At 53.6% G+C, this 18896-nt stretch carries 18 protein-coding genes; 15 read left to right on the top strand and 3 right to left on the bottom strand.

What is annotated here, in order from left to right; genetic code table 11:
- The first annotated feature begins 19 nt into the window (after positions 1-19).
- The 15 genes from BQ6873_RS02625 to BQ6873_RS02555 all read left to right on the top strand — a co-directional run bounded on the left by BQ6873_RS02625 (position 20) and on the right by BQ6873_RS02555 (position 14644).
- On the top strand, positions 20-1720 hold the full coding sequence (locus BQ6873_RS02625; protein ID WP_076591268.1) for a DUF3300 domain-containing protein: 1701 nt from the start codon (positions 20-22) through the stop codon (positions 1718-1720).
- Positions 1721-1963: 243 nt separating this feature from the next.
- On the top strand, positions 1964-2617 hold the full coding sequence (locus tag BQ6873_RS02620; RefSeq protein ID WP_076591267.1) for an HD domain-containing protein: 654 nt from the start codon (positions 1964-1966) through the stop codon (positions 2615-2617).
- Positions 2618-3026: 409 nt separating this feature from the next.
- Positions 3027-4280 (top strand): urea ABC transporter substrate-binding protein, encoded by a 1254-nt coding sequence (gene urtA, locus BQ6873_RS02615; protein ID WP_076591266.1) that lies wholly within the window; start codon positions 3027-3029, stop codon positions 4278-4280.
- Positions 4281-4439: 159 nt separating this feature from the next.
- Positions 4440-6056, top strand: coding sequence for an urea ABC transporter permease subunit UrtB (gene urtB / locus BQ6873_RS02610; protein ID WP_076591265.1), 1617 nt, complete (start codon positions 4440-4442; stop codon positions 6054-6056).
- Positions 6053-7159 (top strand): urea ABC transporter permease subunit UrtC, encoded by a 1107-nt coding sequence (gene urtC / locus BQ6873_RS02605; RefSeq protein WP_076591264.1) that lies wholly within the window; start codon positions 6053-6055, stop codon positions 7157-7159. The genes urtB and urtC overlap by 4 nt, the downstream gene beginning before the upstream one ends.
- Complete coding sequence (gene urtD, locus BQ6873_RS02600; RefSeq protein ID WP_076591263.1) at positions 7156-8010, top strand: urea ABC transporter ATP-binding protein UrtD; 855 nt, start codon at positions 7156-7158, stop codon at positions 8008-8010. The genes urtC and urtD overlap by 4 nt, the downstream gene beginning before the upstream one ends.
- Before the next feature lie 4 nt (positions 8011-8014).
- On the top strand, positions 8015-8713 hold the full coding sequence (gene urtE, locus BQ6873_RS02595; protein ID WP_076591262.1) for an urea ABC transporter ATP-binding subunit UrtE: 699 nt from the start codon (positions 8015-8017) through the stop codon (positions 8711-8713).
- A 109-nt stretch (positions 8714-8822) separates the two neighbouring features.
- Complete coding sequence (locus tag BQ6873_RS02590) at positions 8823-9710, top strand: urease accessory protein UreD (RefSeq protein WP_076591261.1); 888 nt, start codon at positions 8823-8825, stop codon at positions 9708-9710.
- A gap of 18 nt (positions 9711-9728) precedes the next feature.
- Positions 9729-10031 (top strand): urease subunit gamma, encoded by a 303-nt coding sequence (locus BQ6873_RS02585; protein ID WP_076591260.1) that lies wholly within the window; start codon positions 9729-9731, stop codon positions 10029-10031.
- Positions 10032-10041: 10 nt separating this feature from the next.
- Entirely contained in the window at positions 10042-10365 is a 324-nt protein-coding gene (locus BQ6873_RS02580; protein ID WP_076591259.1) for an urease subunit beta, read from the top strand.
- Positions 10365-12065: an urease subunit alpha gene (ureC, locus tag BQ6873_RS02575; protein WP_076591258.1), complete on the top strand. Its 1701-nt coding sequence runs from the start codon at positions 10365-10367 to the stop codon at positions 12063-12065. Before BQ6873_RS02580 ends, ureC begins: the two co-directional genes overlap by 1 nt.
- A gap of 8 nt (positions 12066-12073) precedes the next feature.
- Entirely contained in the window at positions 12074-12598 is a 525-nt protein-coding gene (gene ureE / locus BQ6873_RS02570) for an urease accessory protein UreE (RefSeq protein WP_076591257.1), read from the top strand.
- A gap of 3 nt (positions 12599-12601) precedes the next feature.
- The gene (locus BQ6873_RS02565; protein ID WP_076591256.1) at positions 12602-13282 is read left to right on the top strand and encodes an urease accessory protein UreF; all 681 of its coding nucleotides are present in this window, start codon (positions 12602-12604) and stop codon (positions 13280-13282) included.
- A 48-nt stretch (positions 13283-13330) separates the two neighbouring features.
- Positions 13331-13966, top strand: coding sequence for an urease accessory protein UreG (gene ureG / locus BQ6873_RS02560; protein WP_076591255.1), 636 nt, complete (start codon positions 13331-13333; stop codon positions 13964-13966).
- Positions 13967-14029: 63 nt separating this feature from the next.
- On the top strand, positions 14030-14644 hold the full coding sequence (locus BQ6873_RS02555) for a HupE/UreJ family protein (RefSeq protein WP_076591254.1): 615 nt from the start codon (positions 14030-14032) through the stop codon (positions 14642-14644).
- Positions 14645-14716: 72 nt separating this feature from the next.
- On the opposite strand, the gene kdpE is transcribed toward BQ6873_RS02555, so the two are convergent.
- The 3 genes from kdpE to kdpC all read right to left on the bottom strand — a co-directional run bounded on the left by kdpE (position 14717) and on the right by kdpC (position 18836).
- Complete coding sequence (gene kdpE, locus BQ6873_RS02550; protein ID WP_076591253.1) at positions 14717-15415, bottom strand: two-component system response regulator KdpE; 699 nt, start codon at positions 15413-15415, stop codon at positions 14717-14719.
- A complete protein-coding gene (gene kdpD / locus BQ6873_RS02545; RefSeq protein ID WP_076591252.1) occupies positions 15412-18159 on the bottom strand; it encodes a two-component system sensor histidine kinase KdpD in 2748 nt (915 codons plus the stop codon). The genes kdpE and kdpD overlap by 4 nt, the downstream gene beginning before the upstream one ends.
- Before the next feature lie 104 nt (positions 18160-18263).
- A complete protein-coding gene (gene kdpC / locus BQ6873_RS02540) occupies positions 18264-18836 on the bottom strand; it encodes a potassium-transporting ATPase subunit KdpC (RefSeq protein ID WP_076591251.1) in 573 nt (190 codons plus the stop codon).
- Between the last annotated feature and the right edge of the window lie 60 nt (positions 18837-18896).

The raw sequence follows: 18896 nt of genomic DNA, 5'->3' as shown, positions 1-18896 counted from the left end.
AAGCTGACAGGTGCGCAACATGAAAGCGAATAACAACAACTTCTCCACTTTGGTAGCCTCATCACTGGTTATTAGTCTGCTTGCTCTTGCAGGCTGCAACAAAGCAGAAACTCCGGCAACACCTCCCGTTGCTACTACGCCGACACCCACACCAGCGCCTTACACACCACCAACTGCTGATCAGTTATCGCAGATGGTCGCACCGATAGCATTGTTTCCTGACAAACTGGTTGCACAAGTTTTGGCCGGCGCGACCTATCCTGATCAAATTACCGCAGCCAATCAATGGCTAGGGCAAAACCCAACATTGAAAGGTGACGCATTGCAAAATGCGGCAAATCTGCAACCTTGGGACGTCAGCGTCAAATCATTGACCGCCTTCCCTGCCGTACTCGCGCAGATGGCAAATAACATCCAATGGACGACAGCGCTTGGCGAAGCCTATGCCAACGATCCTAACGATGTGATGAACGCCATACAGACTATGCGCTTGCGTGCGCAACAAGCCGGTAATCTTAAAAATTCTCAGCAAATGCGCGTGACATCCAACCCGCGTCCAGCACCACCGCCTGGCTACGCGGATGAATCAGGCTATTCGGTCATAGCGCCACCATCGCAAACCATCGTGATTGAATCAGCGCAACCGGATATGGTCTATGTGCCTCATTACAATCCTGCGGTTGTCTATGGCGCGCCGATTCCTGTTTATCCAAGTTACGCGTACAACCCTGGCTACAGCTCCGGCAACTTGATCACGACCGGCATCATCTCCTTCGGCATTGGCATCCTGGTTGGCAATGCCATCAGCCATCATGATGGCTGGGGCTGGCATTCCTGGGGCATGAACTGGGGCGGTCGCGGCCCTGGTTCCGGTCCGGATTATGGTGGTGGCAATGGCTGGAATCGCCCCGCTGTGACCTATAACAATTCGACCTATATAACGAAATCGACGACCATCATTAACCGCAACAATAATTCTTCACACATCACCAACAACTTTGGTGGACCGAACAACAATGTTCCTGCAGTCAACAATAATGCAAGTCGTCCTAACTTCAGCGGTGGTGCACAGAATGTTCATCCGCAAAACTTTGGCACGCATACGCAACCGCAAAACGGCCCCATGACCATGCCGCACTTCAATGCTGCTGATACACATCAAGGTGCACGTCCAGCACAGACTGGACCTGGCCCGCAGCACAATACAAACACGCTACATTCAGCACAAACGCGAGATGTGCCACCGCATGCCAATAATCGCGGCGTTGAACGTCCTCAGTCCGAAACCGGACAACGCCTGAATTCCACTGGGTTCCAGCATTCAAACGGACAGCAACATACCTTGAGTACAGAGAACAGACAGCAAAATCCTGTGCATACGGCGCCTTCGCCAAATACGCTGCGTTCGACTGGTGGTCAACAAAACGAGATGCACCAACAGCAACATATGGAGAGAGAAAACAGAGCTGTGCGCTCTAACCCTGAACCGCAGGTCAGACCGCAAATGCAACAGCAACAGCAACAGCAGCAACAATTTCATCCACAAGTGCAGCAACACTCTGCACAGCAACAACCACGTCCAGAACAATCACGTCCACAACCGCAGCCGCAGCATATGCAGGCACCACATCCACAAGCTCAACAGCCCCATCCACAGACTCAACAGCATGCGCAAGAACGCCCGCATCCTGCTAAACAAGAAGAGCGAAAAGAACGCTAAAGTACTTGGACCAAATCAGACGGCACCCGCCGTCTGATTTTTTAGTTCGTTTCCAATTCAGTCTTGCACTCAACAGTCAATTTCTCCGCAAGTAAATGCCGCTAACACTTGCGTATCGCAAGCTGGCCAATACTCTCCAATACAGTGTGATGCTGCTGGTATCATGCTTAGCCATCAGCTTTCAGAGTCGATACAAAAGAAGCCTCTCGTATCCGCACTCAGCCATCACGACAACTACACAATATGAATCTCGCATCCCATACATGGCAGCAGCGTTTTATTACGCTAGCCACAGAAGCCGCCGGGAACGACGGCGCGCATGACATCAATCATTTGCACAGAGTCTGGCAAACCGCACAAACGCTGCTGACCGACCATCCGGAAGCAGATGCGCTCGTCGTACAAGCGGCGTGCTATCTGCATGATTTAGTTAATCTGGCCAAGAATGATCCTGATCGCCATCTGGCATCACGACAAGCCGCGCAACTCGCCTGCCGTCAATTGGAGGCGATGAATTTCCCATCGGATAAATTGGCACCTCTTGCGCACGCCATTGAAGCGCACAGTTTTTCTGCCAACATCACACCACTCACGATAGAAGCGCGCATCGTGCAGGATGCCGACAGGCTCGATGCCTTGGGTGCAGTTGGATTGGCGCGACTGTTTTACATCGCTGGTCGCATGGGTAGCGAGCTTGCGCATTCTGATGATCCGATTGGATCTCGACGCGAACTGGATGACAGGCGTTATGCGCTGGATCACATCGAAGTCAAGCTGGCCAAACTTCCTGCCAGCATGCAAACCGATGCCGGTCGCAAATTGGGTGAACAACGATTGGAATGGATATATGACTTCCGCGATACCTTCATTGCCGAATGGGGCACGCAGAATACGTGATCCAGCATCGATATGGCAGATAGATAAGGCTTTATTACACGCACCACTTTGACGCCTGATGCGTTGCTGGCATTGATTATGCGGTTGCTGTGTCTATCTGCAACGGTGCAAATTCTTGTCCAAAATTTCACAAAAAGTTAACGCACATCAATTTCCCTCTCTAAAAAGCACCCCTGCATACGTACGCCCAAATATGCGCCCCATTTAAGGGCGCATTTATTTTACCCGCACCATTGCCACATTGATCATCACCTAAACGGTGCGTGCAATGCATGTCGCTTGCTCCAAATCTTGTAAATCAGGGCTAACCGGCATCTTTGCTGCTCCCGGCAATTGGCATGCATTCTGCTAAAGCAACAAGGCGGTTCGTTACTCTCATTGATTCTTCCTTTCACTGTAGGAGCACTTCATGTCACGTCGCACTATCCTAAAAGCAACAGCACTTGGCGCGTTCACACTAGCAGCTTCTTCCTGGCTTCCCACCGCTTTTGCCGCTGACACTATCAAGGTCGGCATCCTGCATTCGCTCTCCGGCACCATGGCCATCTCCGAAACCTCGTTGAAAGACGTGGCGCTGATGACGATCGATGAAATCAATGCCAATGGCGGCGTCATGGGCAAGAAGCTGGAAGCTGTCATCGTTGATCCAGCATCCAACTGGCCTTTGTTCGCGGAAAAAGCACGACAGTTGATCTCGCAAGACAAGGTATCCGTCGTCTTCGGTTGCTGGACTTCGGTTTCACGCAAATCTGTACTGCCAGTCTTCAAGGAACTCAACAGCCTGCTGTTCTACCCAGTTCAATACGAAGGTGAAGAACTCGAGAAAAACGTCTTCTACACCGGCGCAGCACCTAATCAGCAAGCCATCCCCGCTACCGAATACCTGATGTCGAAAGAAGGCGGCGGCGCCAAGCGCTTCGTCCTGCTCGGTACTGACTATGTCTACCCACGCACTACCAACAAGATTCTACGTTCCTTCCTGCATAGCAAAGGTGTGAAGGATGCCGATATCGATGAGGTCTACACACCGTTCGGCCACTCCGATTACCAAACCATCGTCGCCAACATCAAGAAGTTCGCAGCAGGCGGCAAGACAGCGGTCATCTCCACCATCAATGGCGACTCCAACGTGCCTTTCTACAAGGAATTGGGTAATGCAGGCTTGAAAGCGACCGACGTTCCTGTCGTTGCATTCTCGGTCGGTGAAGAAGAATTGCGCGGCGTCGATACCAAACCACTGGTCGGCCATCTGGCAGCATGGAACTACTTTGAATCGGTGAAGAATCCAGTCAATGCAGCCTTCATCAAAAAATGGAAAGCCTATGCAGTAGCGAAAAAACTGCCTAACGCAAACACGGTAGTGACCAACGATCCGATGGAAGCAACCTACGTCGGCCTCTATATGTGGAAGCAAGCAGTAGAAAAAGCCAAGTCCACCGATACCGACAAAGTGATCGCAGCAATGGCTGGCCAAACCTTCAAGGCACCATCCGGCTACACACTGGAAATGGACAAAACCAATCACCACTTGCACAAACCAGTGATGATCGGCGAGATCAAGGCTGATGGTCAGTTCAACGTAGTGAATAAAACCAAAACCACCATCCGTGCGCAACCTTGGAGCCCATACATTCCAGGTAACGAGTCCAAGCAAAAGTTGTAATCGACGCCAACGGTTGCAGAGCAACCGTGTCTAGCAAGTAGGTATTGCGCCGGATGATTGTTATCCATCCGGTGCAATACATCTCATACCTGACGCATTCCGCACTGATCTCACGATCCGCGGCCAGGACATTCCGTCTTGCTACACCATGAAAAAACCATGAGACTGTTCTCCAGAATTCTCGCTACCGGCTTGCTCAGTGCCTGGTTATGCATGCAAGCGATCAGCGCGTATGCAGCCATCGATCCAGCCTTGCTCAAGCCGCTGGCAGGTGATGATCCTGACGCGCGTATCGCTGCGGTCACGCAAATCGCCGCACTCGCAAATGAAGATGCGCGCAAGATACTGAACGCGATCAACAACGACGCGCTGTACGCAACGCCTGCTGGCGACGTATATATCATTGAAGATACCGAAGCCTTCAATCCCGCTACCGACAAAACCGGCCCTGCACCGGATGATGCAGAAGGCATCACCGTCAACAATCGTCTGCGTGGTGTGGTCGAGAGCGCACTCTCTGGTCTGCAATTGTTTTCTCAGGATAGAAAGGCGCGTCTGACTGCCGCTACCGACTTGCTGAAAACAGCCGATCCCGAGCAAATTCCGCTGATCAATAAAGCGCTGGAAAAAGAAAGCGATCCAGCCATCAAGGAACTGCTGCAACAAGTCGTCGCTACTGCCAATCTGCATGCGCCTGATGCCGCTACGCGCCAGGCAGCAGTCAAGACGCTCGCCAGCACGACCAATGCCAGCCTGAAGCCACTGCTGGAACAAATGCTGGTGAAGAATCCCGACGGCAGTTACGTCGAACCTGATGAAGCTGTACGCAGTGAAGCAACGCGCACACTCTCTGCATTGAATCGTCATCTGACCATTACCGAATTCGTCGGCAAACTGTTTTACGGCGTTTCGCTAGGCAGCGTCTTGTTGCTGGCTGCGCTGGGACTCGCAATCACCTTCGGCCTGATGGGCATCATCAATATGGCGCACGGCGAATTGCTGATGATAGGTGCGTACACCACTTACGTTTGCCAACTCGTCTTTCGCAAATATTTTCCTGAAGCCATCGACGCCTATCTGCTGGTCGCCCTGCCCGCCGCCTTCATCGTAGCCGGCGCAGTCGGTATCGCATTAGAACGTCTGGTCATACGCTGGCTATATGGCCGCCCTTTGGAAACGCTGCTCTGTACCTGGGGCATCAGCCTGATATTGATGCAAACGGTGCGTTCCATCTTCGGCGCACAAAACGTAGAAGTTGCGAACCCCAGCTGGATGTCCGGCGGCATCACGGTGCTCGGTTCTCTGGTGCTGTCGTATAACCGTATAGTCATCATCTTCTTCGCGCTATTCGTGGTGCTGGCAGTGTGGCTGATCCTGAACAAGACCCGCCTCGGTCTGTTCGTGCGTGCCGTGATGCAGAACCGTCGCATGGCAGCTTGCGTCGGCGTCTCCACCGGCAAGATAGACATGATGACCTTTGGCCTCGGTTGCGGCATCGCCGGACTCGGCGGTGTCGCGTTGTCGCAGCTCGGCAATGTCGGCCCCGATCTTGGTCAAGGTTATATCGTTGATTCCTTTATGGTGGTGGTGCTGGGTGGCGTCGGTCAGTTGGCCGGCACCGTGATTGCCGCATTCGGTCTGGGTGAGGTCAATAAATTCCTCGAACCGGTCGCCGGCGCAGTGCTGGCAAAGATCTCGATTCTGGTCTTCATCATTGTCTTTATCCAAAAACGCCCTCAAGGCCTGTTTGCACTCAAAGGCAGGAGCGTGGAATGAGTCCTATCTTGAAACCTTCCCTCTTTTCACGTCCGGCCTGGATAGGCATCGTCTTCTGCGCCATCGTGCTGGCTTTGCTGCCTATTTTGAATCTGTGCTTTCCGGCTGGTCATGTGCTGCATATTTCCAGCTACACCATCGCACTGGTCGGCAAGTTCATGTGCTACGCGATGGCAGCTTTAGCGCTGGATCTGGTGTGGGGTTACACCGGCATCCTCTCACTGGGTCACGGCGTGTTCTTCGCACTCGGTGGTTACGCACACGGCATGTATCTGATGCGTGCCATCGGTCGTGACGGCGTATATCAGAGCAATCTGCCTGACTTCATGGTCTTCCTGAACTGGAAGGAATATCCATGGTACTGGTGGATGACGGAACACTTTTGGTTCGCGATGTTGCTGGTGGTATTGGTGCCGGGTCTGCTTGCATTTATCTTTGGCTACTTCGCCTTCCGCTCGCGCATCAAGGGCGTGTACTTTTCCATCATCACGCAAGCGATGACCTTCGCCTTCATGTTGCTGTTCTTCCGCAACGATACCGGCTTCGGCGGCAACAACGGCTTCACCGACTTCAAACGCATACTCGGCTTTACGATTACTGCCCCTTCAACCAAGGCTGTGCTGTATCTGGTCACGCTGGCTTTCCTGCTCGGTGCCCTGCTGCTGTGCCGTGCAATTGTCACTTCCAAGTTGGGACGCGTTCTGCAAGGCGTGCGTGATTCGGAATCGCGCTTGATGTTCATCGGCTACAACCCCCTGTGGTTCAAGCTGTTCGTGTGGACCTTGTCCGCCGTGTTGTGCGGCATTGCGGGTGCGCTGTACGTACCGCAAGTCGGCATCATCAATCCGTCAGAAATGTCGCCCGCCAATTCGATAGAAATGGTGATCTGGGCGGCAGTCGGTGGGCGCGGCTCCTTGCTCGGCCCCATTATCGGTGCATTTACCGTCAACGGCTTGAAGAGCTGGTTTACCGCTGCCTTCCCTGATCTGTGGCTGTACGCGCTGGGATTGATCTTCATCCTGGTCACGCTGTTCATGCCACAAGGCATCCTCGGTCTGGTCAAAAAACTCAAGAAACAAAAGAATGAAGAGGCCGCAGTATGAGCGAACTCTATAATCCGGCCGAACCATCCGACCGCGTCGACAACAATGAACACGCCGATCACGGCGTCACCTACTCGCGCCTGAAGCCAGAAGGTCTGGACACCGCGCACGGCGTCATCCTGTATCTGGAAAATATCACCGTCTCTTTCGACGGCTTCAAGGCCATCAACAATCTGAATCTGGATATCTCGGTCGGTGAACTACGCTGCATTATCGGACCCAATGGTGCGGGCAAGACCACGATGATGGATGTGATCACCGGCAAAACGCGACCAACGGCTGGCACTGCATTCTTCGGCCAAAGCATCGATTTGACCAAGATGACCGAATATGAAATCGCGCACGCTGGCATAGGTCGCAAGTTCCAGCGACCGACAGTGTTCGAGCAGCATACCGTCTTCGAGAATCTGGAACTGGCGATGAAGATGGACAAGCGTGTGAAAACGACCTTATTCGCCCGTCTGAATTCGGAGCAGATAGGCAAGATAGAAGAAATTCTTACGCTGATACGTCTGAACGGCCAGGAGCATCGCATCGCTGGCCTGCTTTCGCACGGCCAAAAGCAATGGCTGGAAATCGGTATGTTGCTAATGCAGGAACCGCAATTGCTGCTGCTGGATGAACCGGTAGCTGGCATGTCCGATGCAGAAACCGCACGAACAGCCGAGTTGCTGAACGAGCTACGCGGCAAGCATTCCATTATGGTGGTTGAGCATGACATGGGCTTTGTCGAAGAAATTGCGCAAGGCGGCAAGGTCACCGTGCTGCATGAAGGTTCGGTGCTGGCTGAAGGCACGATGCAGCAGGTGCAATCAGATGAACGCGTCATCGAAGTGTATTTGGGAAGATAAGAACATGCTGCAAGTTAATCAACTCAATCAATATTACGGCGCCGCCCACACCTTGCGCGGCGTGTCGCTCAATGTCGAAAAAGGCAAATGCCTGTCCCTGCTCGGTCGCAACGGCGTCGGCAAAACCACGCTACTGAAATGTCTGATGGGTGTGCTGCCGGTTGCCGCTGGCAATGTCAGTCTCGAAGGTCGTGACATCACCAAAATGAAGCCGCATCAACGCGCCGCACTTGGCATCGCCTACGTACCACAAGGTCGTGAAATCTTTGCCCGTCTGACCGTAGAAGAAAACCTGTTGATGGGTATGGCGACCAAATCCGGCAAGAAAGTCTCGGTGATCAAGGGCGAAGTCTACGAACTGTTTCCGGTACTGAAGGAAATGTTACATAGACGCGGCGGCGATCTATCCGGCGGGCAACAGCAGCAACTGGCGATTGCCCGCGCTCTGCTGGCCGAACCCAAGCTCATCATTCTGGATGAACCGACCGAAGGCATACAGCCATCCATCATCAAGGACATAGGCCGCGTCATCAAGCTGCTGCGTGAACGCGGCGACATCGGCATCTTGCTGTGCGAGCAATATTTCGATTTTGCCCGTGAGCTGGCCGATACTTTTATCGTCATGTCACGCGGTGAAGTGGTTGCCTCCGGCACCCAGGATCAAATGGATGATGAAAACGTTAAAAAACACCTGGCTGTATAAAAATTACATCAGCCTGTTCCCGTGATGGTGCCTACCTTTTTATAATAAGTTTGCTATAAAAGTACTTCATTCGGCCGACTTTGCACTTCACTAGAGATCAACATTTTTCATGAAACGCATCAATGATCCAGTCACTCCCGCTGATACGAGCAACGCGCATCCTGCGTCTGCTCGTCACAATCAGGCGCGGCTGTCACTCGGATTTACCGACGATGCAGGTACCACACGCATGACCGAACGCAGTCACTACGGCCCTTTGCGTGTGCAAAAACCGCTGTATCCGGAACACCCTGCCGTTTGTCACGCCATTATCGTGCATCCGCCCGGCGGCATCGTCGGTGGCGATCAATTAACGATCAACGCCCGTGTCGGCGACTGCGCGCATGCGCTGCTGACGACACCCGGTGCAGGCAAGTGGTATCGCTCCAACGGCCATCTGTCACAACAGCAAGTCACACTGGAAGTCGGCACGCAGGCAAAGTTGGAGTGGCTACCGCAAGAAACCATTTTCTTCAACGATGCCGACGTCAGGCTGGAACACAATGTATCCCTGGCTGCCGACGCACTGTACATAGGCGGTGAAATTCTCTGCTTTGGCCGCACAGCCTCGGGCGAATCCTTCGACAACGGCCGCATCGCGCAACGCACCAGCATACGGCGCGATGGCAAATTACTGTGGTTTGAACAAGGCGCTCTGCAGGCCAAGAGCACATCGATGACCAGCCCTTTATCACTAGCCGGCTATACCGTCTGTGCCACCTTGATTGCCGTCGGAAAAACCATGAATGGCGCTTTCCTCAATGCACTGCGAGAAGAATCAGCCGAGATTGCGCAAGACGGCCGCAGCGGCGCGACACAAATCAAACAGGTACTGGTAGCGCGCTACCTCGGTCACTCCAGTGAAACGGCCAGACTGTGGATGACGCGTGCATGGCAACGTATACGTCCTGAATTAATGCAACGCGATGCGGTAGTACCGCGCATCTGGAACACCTAAGTAAGCTTTGGAGAATTTATGCAACTGACACCAAGAGAAAAAGACAAATTGCTGATCTTTACCGCCGCACTACTGGCGGAACGACGCATGGCACGCGGCCTGAAATTGAATTATCCGGAAGCGATTGCGCTGATTACGGCCGCCATCATGGAAGGCGCACGTGATGGCAAGACCGTGGCGGAATTGATGTCTGACGGTGCCAAGATACTGACGCGCGCCGATGTAATGGAAGGCGTGGCTGAAATGATTCCCGACATTCAGGTCGAAGCGACCTTCCCTGACGGCAGCAAGCTGGTGACCGTTCACCACCCTATTCCTTAAGGAGCCAGACATGATCCCAGGAGAAATGCTGGTTGAACCCGGCGATATCGAACTCAATGTCGGGCGTGCTACTGCCACCGTCCGCGTTGCCAACAGCGGCGACCGTCCTATCCAGGTCGGTTCGCATTTTCACTTTTACGAAACCAATCCCGCATTGCAATTCGAGCGCGAAATCGCTTACGGCATGCGCCTGAATATCACAGCTGGCACGGCAGTCCGTTTCGAGCCCGGTCAGCAACGCACGGTAGAACTGGTTGCACTTGCCGGTGACCGCAAGGTTTACGGCTTCAATGCCAAAGTCATGGGCACGCTGGACAAGAAGGAAAGCAAATAATGAGCAAGATATCGCGTCAGGCTTACGCTGAAATATTCGGACCGACTACAGGCGATCGTCTGCGTCTGGCAGATACCGAATTGTTCATCGAAGTCGAGAAAGATTTCACCACCTATGGTGAAGAAGTAAAGTTCGGCGGTGGCAAGGTAATCCGTGACGGCATGGGCCAATCGCAGCGCAACTATAAAGACGTGATGGATACCGTCATCACCAATGCCTTGATCGTCGATCATTGGGGCATCGTCAAGGCCGACATCGGCCTCAAGGGTGGCAAGATCGCCGGCATCGGCAAAGCCGGCAATCCCGATATACAGCCGGATGTCACGATGGCCATCGGCGGTGCAACCGAGATCATCGCCGGTGAAGGCATGATCGTCACTGCTGGCGGCATCGATTCGCATATCCATTTCATCTGCCCGCAGCAAATCGAAGAAGCGCTGATGAGCGGCGTTACCACCATGTTGGGTGGCGGCACCGGCCCTGCAGTCGGCACCGCGGCAACGACTTGTACACCAGGACCATGGCACATTCATTCAATGCTCTCGGCAGCGGATGCCTTCCCTATGAATCTGGGCTTTCTGGGCAAGGGCAATGTCAGTTTGCCGACGCCGCTGGAAGAACAGGTACATGCTGGTGCCATCGGTCTCAAGTTGCATGAAGACTGGGGTTCGACGCCAGCCGCTATCGACAATTGCCTATCAGTGGCCGATCGTCTCGATGTGCAGGTTGCCATCCATAGCGACACGCTGAACGAAGGTGGCTTCCTCGAACACACACTGGCAGCATTCAAGGACCGCACCATCCATACCTTCCATACCGAAGGAGCAGGCGGCGGGCATGCGCCAGACATCATCGCGGCCGTCGGCCAGGACAATGTCTTGCCGTCTTCGACCAACCCGACTCGTCCTTTCACCATCAACACGCTGGATGAACATCTGGACATGTTGATGGTCTGCCACCATCTCGATTCGGCGATTGCAGAAGACGTTGCCTTTGCAGAATCGCGGATACGACGCGAAACGATCGCTGCCGAAGACATCCTGCATGACATAGGTGCAATCTCGATGATGTCATCCGATTCGCAGGCAATGGGACGTGTAGGTGAAGTCATCATGCGCACCTGGCAAACTGCACACAAGATGAAGGTGCAGCGTGGCTCGCTGTCGGAAGATCCATCGCGCAACGACAATTTCCGCGTCAAGCGCTATATCGCCAAGTACACGATCAATCCGGCGATCACGCACGGCATTTCGCACGTGGTCGGTTCGTTGGAAGTCGGTAAAGTCGCCGACATCGTGTTGTGGAAGCCAGCCTTTTTCGGCGTCAAACCATCGATGATTTTGAAAAGCGGCATGATCGCAGCAGCGCAGATGGGCGATCCGAATGCATCTATCCCGACACCGCAACCTGTGCATTACCGCATGATGTTCGGCGCTTACGGCGGCGGCTTGAAAACGTCGATGACCTTTGTCTCGCAATCAGCCTTTGATGCTGGCATCGGCGACATGCTGAAGCTGAACAAACCTGTGGTTGCAGTCAAGAATATGCGCAATCTGCGCAAGCGCGACATGATCCACAACGGTGCTACGCCGAAGATGGAAGTCGATCCAGAAACCTATGAAGTGCGCGCCGATGGCGAGTTGCTGATATGTGAACCGGCCAAGATTTTGCCGCTGGCACAACGTTACTTTTTATTTTAAGAACAACCATGCTGACCCTAAACACCAAAATAGACCAAGCCGAACGCATAGATGGCGAGCTGATACTGCCCTACGACCAGCGCGAAAAAAGTCGCTTGCGCGCCACCATGAGCTCCGGCGAAGAAGTTGCTGTTTTCACCGTACGCGGCACCATCCTGCGCGACGGCGATATTCTGCGCGGCGACGATGGCCGTGTCGTGAAAATCACTGCTGCCAAAGAACCGACGTATCGTGTCGAAGGCCAGACGCCACACCATCTATTGCGTTGCGCCTTCCATCTCGGCAATCGCCATACGCAAGCACAAATCGGCAATGAAAACGGCAACGGCTTTTTGCGCATACGCAAAGACGCTGTCTTGAAGGAAATGCTGGAAGGCCTGGGCGCGAAAGTGCAGGAAGAACTGGCAGCCTTCGAACCGGAATCCGGCGCCTACGGCGGCGGTCATCACCATCACGGCGACGATGGCCATCATCCACTGGCGCCGATTCCTCTGCGCCAAAAGATACATCGTCCCAGCGACAAATCGGAATAAGACATGCAAGCGCAAGCCCTGCTCCATCTCTTGCAACTGAGTAGCCCATCGCTGCCGATAGGCGCGTACAGCTATTCGCAAGGGTTGGAAGCGGCAATAGAAAACGGCACCGTCAAGGACGAAGCCAGCGCCAAACGCTGGATTGTCGATGTACTGCATGAAGTGGTCGCTCGTTTTGAGGCGCCTGTGCTGTGGCGTTTGCTGCAGGCGTTTTCAGATCGCGATGCAGTTGCTGTGAGCCTATGGACAGAACGCTTTATTGCCGCACGCGACACCGCAGAATTTCGTGCCGAAACCATACAGATGGGCTACTCACTAGGAAAACTGTGCAGCGACCTGCAACTAGGCGATGCCGAATTGCTGGCGCTGCTACAAGCGCAAACCGAGGTGCCATTGCCAACTGCATTGGCTTATGCGGCAGTTACCTTGAAGGTGCCGCCTGAAGCTGCCTTGCTCGGCATGCTGTTTTCCTGGGCCGAGAATCAAGTACTGGTATGCGTCAAATCTGTACCGCTAGGACAAGTTGCCGGACAACGCTTGCTCTTGTCACTACAAGCAGAACTGGAAGGTGCTGCGCAACTGGCACAGCAATTACCAGATGAAGAATTATCGAATTGGTCACCCGGATTATCGCTGCTGTCTATGCAACATGAAGTGCAATACAGTCGTCTGTATCGTTCCTAACCTCGCTCCTGATTTCGTTTCTGATTTAAATTTTTGATTGATAAAACTATGAGCAACTCCTCCACATCCAATCCATTACGTGTCGGCATCGGCGGCCCGGTTGGCTCCGGCAAGACCGCGCTGTGCGAAATGCTGTGCAAGCGCATGCGTGACCGTTACGACATGGCCGTCATCACCAATGACATCTACACCAAGGAAGACATGGAAATCCTGCTGCGCGCCGATGCGCTGCCGGCAGAACGTCTGATGGGCGTAGAAACCGGCGGCTGCCCGCACACTGCGATCCGTGAAGATGCCTCGATCAATCTGGAAGCGATTGCACGCATGAGCGCCGACTTCCCTGATCTCGATTTGATCCTGGTGGAATCCGGTGGCGATAATCTGGCAGCAACCTTCAGTCCAGAATTATCCGATTTGACGATCTACGTAATCGACGTTGCCGGCGGCGAAAAAATCCCGCGCAAAGGCGGCCCCGGCATCACGCGTTCCGATTTACTGATCATCAACAAGACTGACCTCGCACCCTACGTCGGCGCCAATCTGGACATCATGGCGCAGGATGCAAAACGGATGCGCGGCGACCGTCCTTTCGTCTTCACCAATTTGCGTAGTGGCGACGGTGTGGAAACAGTCATCGAATACATACGCAAGCAAGGCTTGCTGGATGAGAAGCAGAAAGTTTGATTTTTATATTCCGTGCTTGCTATCCGCATAGCAACTAGACCGATTTATCTGAAGGAAAAACACATGTTCCGCATCTCTAACAAAACCGCTGCACGTGCAGCCACGTTTGCCATCACCTTGCTCGCCGTCGGCAGCGCACTGGCCCATCCAGATCATCCTGAAGCGATGATGAGCAGCACCATGAGCTTTAGCTCGGGCTTCTCGCATCCGTTCTCCGGCATCGATCATTTGCTGGCGATGCTGGCGGTTGGTTTGTGGGCTGCTCAAAACAAGCGTTCCGCCTTGTGGGTATTGCCGCTGGCATTTCCCTTGATGATGGTAGCTGGTGCCTTGCTGGCAATCGGCGGCGTGCAAATTCCTGCGATTGAAACCGGCATTGCCGCTTCCGTTGCCGTACTCGGTCTGTTGATTGCGTTCGCGATCAAGATGCCGCTGTGGGCCAGCACTGTAATCGTTTCCGTGTTCGCACTGTTTCACGGTTATGCGCATGGTACGGAGTTGCCGCATGGTTCGTCGGCTGCACTGTACGGCGCTGGCTTTATACTCGCCACCGCAATATTGCACGCAACTGGTTTGCTGATCGGTTTGTTTGCCGGCAAGCAAATGGCGGACAAGGTTGTGCGTATCGGTGGTGTTGGGATTGCTGCAGTCGGGACTTACCTACTGACCGCGGCTTGAGAACGTAATTATTGTCTAGCTGTGTAGTGTTTCAATGCAGATCGAATACGACTGCATTGAAACGATGCCACCTTAGATAGGCAGCAGCAAGCGATAGCCAACCGCAGTTTCGGTTAACAAATAGCGTGGCTGGGCAGGATCATCTTCCAGCTTCTGCCGTAAATGTCCCATATAGATGCGTAGGTAATGGCCGCTTTCTGAATGCGATGGCCCCCACACTTCGCGCAGCAATTGCGGATTCGTCACGACGCGTCCCGCGTTCGCGACCAGTACAGTCAGCAGACGATATTCAGTTGGTGTCAGATGCACCATCTGATTGGCCTTGGTTACCAGCCTTGCGTTCAGGTCTACCTTGACGTCACCAAACTGTATCGCTCCTTGTACGTCGGTATCCAAACGACGATGCCGTCTAACCGTCGAACGTACGCGCGCCAGCAATTCCCCTACGCCAAAAGGCTTGACCAGGTAATCGTCAGCGCCTGCATCGAGTGCCTTGATCTTGTCGGTTTCACTGGTACGCGCCGAGAGCACGATAATCGGCACTGGTGACCATTTGCGGATATCCAGTATGAAGTCTATGCCATCGCCATCCGGCAGGCCGAGATCGAGAATGATCAGATTCGGCTTACGCGTACCGGCGTCAATCAAGCCACGCTTGATTGTCTCGGTCTCAAAAACTTGCCAGCCCTCTTCTTCCATCGCGGCGCGTACGAAGCGCCGGATCTGTGGCTCATCTTCAACCAGCAATGCTATTGGTGCGGATTCGCTCATGGTGTTGGATCTTGAATATTCATTTCGCTTTCATCCATGTCCGGCATGGCTGGAGGCGTGCCTAAAGGCAATGTGAAGATGATAGATGCGCCACCTTCCGGTGAACGCCCTGCCCGGATAGCTCCATGATGCGCCTCAATAATGGCGCGGCAAATTGCCAACCCCAGGCCGACTCCCGGCGTCGCTGATTCACGCTCACCACGAGTAAATTTTTCAAAGATACTTTCTTCCTGGCCAGCTGGCAATCCTGGCCCATTATCGTAGACTGCGACATCAAGATACTGGCCGCCGACTTCTGCTGCAATCACGATGCGCGAACCGGGCGGCGTGTACTTGCTCGCATTTTCCACCAGATTGCACAGCACACGCTCTATCAATACCGCATCGAACAGAACCAGCGGCAAGTCACGCGCCAGTTTGGTTTGCACTTCATGTTTGGTCAGGACAGACTGGCTGGCACGCAATGCGCTGCCAACCACTTCTTCAAACTGCAGCCATTGCAAATTGAGTTTGACTTCACCACTCTGGATGCGCGCCATATCCAGCAAGTTGGAAACCAGATTGCCCATACGTAAAGCTTCTTCGTGCAAGGCATCTGCCAGCTCTTTCTGCGTCGCAGCCAATGGCGGCTTGGACATCGTGAGCGACTCGGACAAACCAACCAATGCCGTCAACGGCGTGCGTAGATCGTGTGAAATCGCCGCCAGCAAGGAATTGCGTAAACGTTCCGACTCCATCTTCAGCAAGGCATCTTGTGCTACTTCAATGTAATGCACACGTTCCAGCGCAATCGCGGCCAGTGCTGCGAAGGTATCAAGTTGCTGTCGTTGTTCCGGTATCAGTATCCAGCGCCGATTTTCCGGCTTGATCGCCAGTACGCCACGTGTGCGCATAGGTGCAACCAGAGGCAGATAAAAATAGCTACTACCCGGCAACGTATCCGTTCCCATCCCGGCTGGTGTTGCGCGATCAAACGCCCATTGCGCAATGCCTATATCCAGCTCATCGTTCTTATCGACATCACCATGTCTAGGCGTCTGCAAACGTGCGACATCATCCGGTAGCAACAATATTGCTTTAGCTCGGAACGTACGCTGGATAAACGATTGTGTCGTTTCGAACACTTGTTCGGCTTGCAAGGCACCCGACAGTTCGCGTGCGAATTCATACAAGGCACGTGCGCGTCCTTCACGATGCGAGGCAATTTTCGCTTGAAAGCGCAAACCTGAAGTCAGTTGACCAACGATCAAACCAACCACCAGCAATACGGAAAAAGTCACCAGATACTGCACATCGCTGATCGCAAATGAAAAACGAGGCGTCACAAAGAAGAAGTCGAATACCGCAACGCTGAGGAAGGCAGCCAAAACCGCAGGACCACGGCCAAAGCGTATCGCGATCAGCACTTCCATCAACAGGAACAGCATCACGATATTCGCCAAATCGAAATGCGGCATCATCGGCGTAGTCACCACCGCCGTAAAAATACAGGCTGCTACCGTCCAGACGTAAGGCAAATACTTCGACTTCCCTGGCGCGACAACTTCGTCTTCTTGTATCGCTCTATCGCCATCGCGCGATGTCTGTGCTACGGATGCTTCTTTGCCATTGCGCTCGCCGGTTTCGATCAGGTCGATATCCGGCGCATAAGCGGCTATTCGCTTGGAATGCGGCGCACGCCACGGTAAATTGGAATGATTGCGTCCGAGGATGATGCGGGAGAAATTATGGCTGCGCGCGTAATTGACGATTTCTTGCGCGATATCGTTGCCGGGCAAGACGGCTGTAGTTGCACCCAAGTCCTGCGCCAACTTTAAAGTTTTCAGTATGCCTTCGCGTCGTGCGGGCGACAGGCGTTGCAACTGCGGTGTTTCCACATAAACGGCATGCCATTTCGCATTCAACTGGCTTGCCAATTGCGCCGTGCTGCGGATCACATGCTCGGCACCACGCGGCCCGATGCAGGCCAACAGATCGGAATCTGTCTTCCATATCGCGTTGATGGATTTTTCTATTCTGTACGCTTGCACGTCATCTTCGACACGATCAGCAGTACGGCGCAAAGCCAGTTCGCGCAGTGCGATCAAATTGCCTTTGCGGAAGAAGTTACGCGAGGCGCGCTCTGCTTGCTGCGCTTGATAGACTTTGCCTTCTTTCAGACGCGTGAGTAAATCATCGGCTGGAATATCAACCAGCACGATTTCATCCGCTTGATCGAATACGGTATCAGGCAAGGTTTCCGCCACGCGGATGCCGGTGATGCCGCCGATGACATCGTTCAAGCTCTCCAGATGCTGCACATTGACTGCGGTGTATACATCGATGCCAGCGCTCAGCAACTCATCGACATCTTGCCAACGCTTGGGATGACGTGAGCCGGGAGCGTTCGAGTGCGCCAGTTCATCGACCAGTATCAACGCAGGTTTGCGCGCCAGAGCTGCATCGATGTCAAATTCTGTAATGGTTTTATCGCGGTAATCGACGGACTTGCGCGGCAGGATTTCCAGCCCGTCCAGCAAGGCAGCGGTTTCCTTGCGGCCATGCGTTTCTATCAGGCCGACGACGACATCGTGATGCTCCGCCTGCATCTTGCGGGCGGCATTCAACATCGCGTAGGTTTTTCCGACACCGGCCGAGGCGCCGAAGTAGATGCGAAGCTTGCCCCGGGACGCGCGCCGCTCCTGCGCCTGCATGTGTGCCAGCAAGGCATCGGGATCGGGACGTTGGTATTCGCTTGATGGCATGTAAAAGAGTCCGATTAACGGAGATCGATTGTGACACATCCAGGCACGCCCATCGACGTACCTGAACATACATATTGCCTTAGTTTGACACTAAGGACCCAGGCTTAGTGCCGCTGATCCAGCGCCAGATTCAGAGCGAGTACATTCACACGCGGTTCGCCAAAGAAACCGAGGTACGGCGTTTGGCTATTCTTGTCGATCAAGGCTTTTACTTCTTCCGTGGCCATCTTGCGCTCACGTGCAATACGGCCGATCTGGTAATAGGCAGCGGCGATACTGATGTCTGGATCCAGTCCACTGCTTGATGCTGTGACCAGATCAACTGGAATCGCTGCCGTATTAGTCGGATCAGCCGCTTTCAAGGCATCGACACGGCTTTTAACTGCATCAGCCAAAGCTGGATTGGTTGGGCCAAGATTCGAGCCACCCGATGCACTTGCATTATTTGGCATAGGACCAGTTGCCGAAGGACGGCTCCAGAAATATTGTGGCGAAGTAAATGCCTGCCCGATCAGCGAAGAACCAACAACTTGGCCATCACGCGTTACCAAGCTGCCATCAGCCTGACTGGAAAAAGCGACCTTGCCTATGCCGGTAACTGCATACGGATACAGCACACCGCAGATAAGTGTCAGCATGGCGAATAAAACCAATGCGGGACGAAAAGTGGATTTCATATCAATTGCTTCCTAAGTAATGTGAAGCAGAGCATGAGAAATCCGTGCTCTGCTTCATAC

This window comes from Herminiimonas arsenitoxidans (assembly GCF_900130075.1).
GTDB classification, from domain to species: Bacteria; Pseudomonadota; Gammaproteobacteria; order Burkholderiales; family Burkholderiaceae_D; genus Oxalicibacterium; species Oxalicibacterium arsenitoxidans.
The sequence above is the reverse complement of the archived record's forward strand: the minus strand, read 5'-3'. Positions and strand labels throughout refer to the sequence as shown.

Excerpts from the sequence above, each read along its gene's own strand:
- kdpC (WP_076591251.1), bottom strand. The coding sequence starts at position 18,836 with ATGAAATCCACTTTTCGTCCCGCATTGGTTTTATTCGCCATGCTGACA.
- BQ6873_RS02555 (WP_076591254.1), top strand. The coding sequence starts at position 14,030 with ATGTTCCGCATCTCTAACAAAACCGCTGCACGTGCAGCCACGTTTGCC.
- BQ6873_RS02590 (WP_076591261.1), top strand. The coding sequence starts at position 8,823 with ATGAAACGCATCAATGATCCAGTCACTCCCGCTGATACGAGCAACGCG.
- BQ6873_RS02580 (WP_076591259.1), top strand. The coding sequence starts at position 10,042 with ATGATCCCAGGAGAAATGCTGGTTGAACCCGGCGATATCGAACTCAAT.
- urtA (WP_076591266.1), top strand. The coding sequence starts at position 3,027 with ATGTCACGTCGCACTATCCTAAAAGCAACAGCACTTGGCGCGTTCACA.
- BQ6873_RS02620 (WP_076591267.1), top strand. The coding sequence starts at position 1,964 with ATGAATCTCGCATCCCATACATGGCAGCAGCGTTTTATTACGCTAGCC.
- kdpE (WP_076591253.1), bottom strand. The coding sequence starts at position 15,415 with ATGAGCGAATCCGCACCAATAGCATTGCTGGTTGAAGATGAGCCACAG.
- kdpD (WP_076591252.1), bottom strand. The coding sequence starts at position 18,159 with ATGCCATCAAGCGAATACCAACGTCCCGATCCCGATGCCTTGCTGGCA.
- ureC (WP_076591258.1), top strand. The coding sequence starts at position 10,365 with ATGAGCAAGATATCGCGTCAGGCTTACGCTGAAATATTCGGACCGACT.
- urtE (WP_076591262.1), top strand. The coding sequence starts at position 8,015 with ATGCTGCAAGTTAATCAACTCAATCAATATTACGGCGCCGCCCACACC.
- urtC (WP_076591264.1), top strand. The coding sequence starts at position 6,053 with ATGAGTCCTATCTTGAAACCTTCCCTCTTTTCACGTCCGGCCTGGATA.
- ureE (WP_076591257.1), top strand. The coding sequence starts at position 12,074 with ATGCTGACCCTAAACACCAAAATAGACCAAGCCGAACGCATAGATGGC.
- BQ6873_RS02565 (WP_076591256.1), top strand. The coding sequence starts at position 12,602 with ATGCAAGCGCAAGCCCTGCTCCATCTCTTGCAACTGAGTAGCCCATCG.
- urtD (WP_076591263.1), top strand. The coding sequence starts at position 7,156 with ATGAGCGAACTCTATAATCCGGCCGAACCATCCGACCGCGTCGACAAC.
- BQ6873_RS02585 (WP_076591260.1), top strand. The coding sequence starts at position 9,729 with ATGCAACTGACACCAAGAGAAAAAGACAAATTGCTGATCTTTACCGCC.
- BQ6873_RS02625 (WP_076591268.1), top strand. The coding sequence starts at position 20 with ATGAAAGCGAATAACAACAACTTCTCCACTTTGGTAGCCTCATCACTG.
- ureG (WP_076591255.1), top strand. The coding sequence starts at position 13,331 with ATGAGCAACTCCTCCACATCCAATCCATTACGTGTCGGCATCGGCGGC.
- urtB (WP_076591265.1), top strand. The coding sequence starts at position 4,440 with ATGAGACTGTTCTCCAGAATTCTCGCTACCGGCTTGCTCAGTGCCTGG.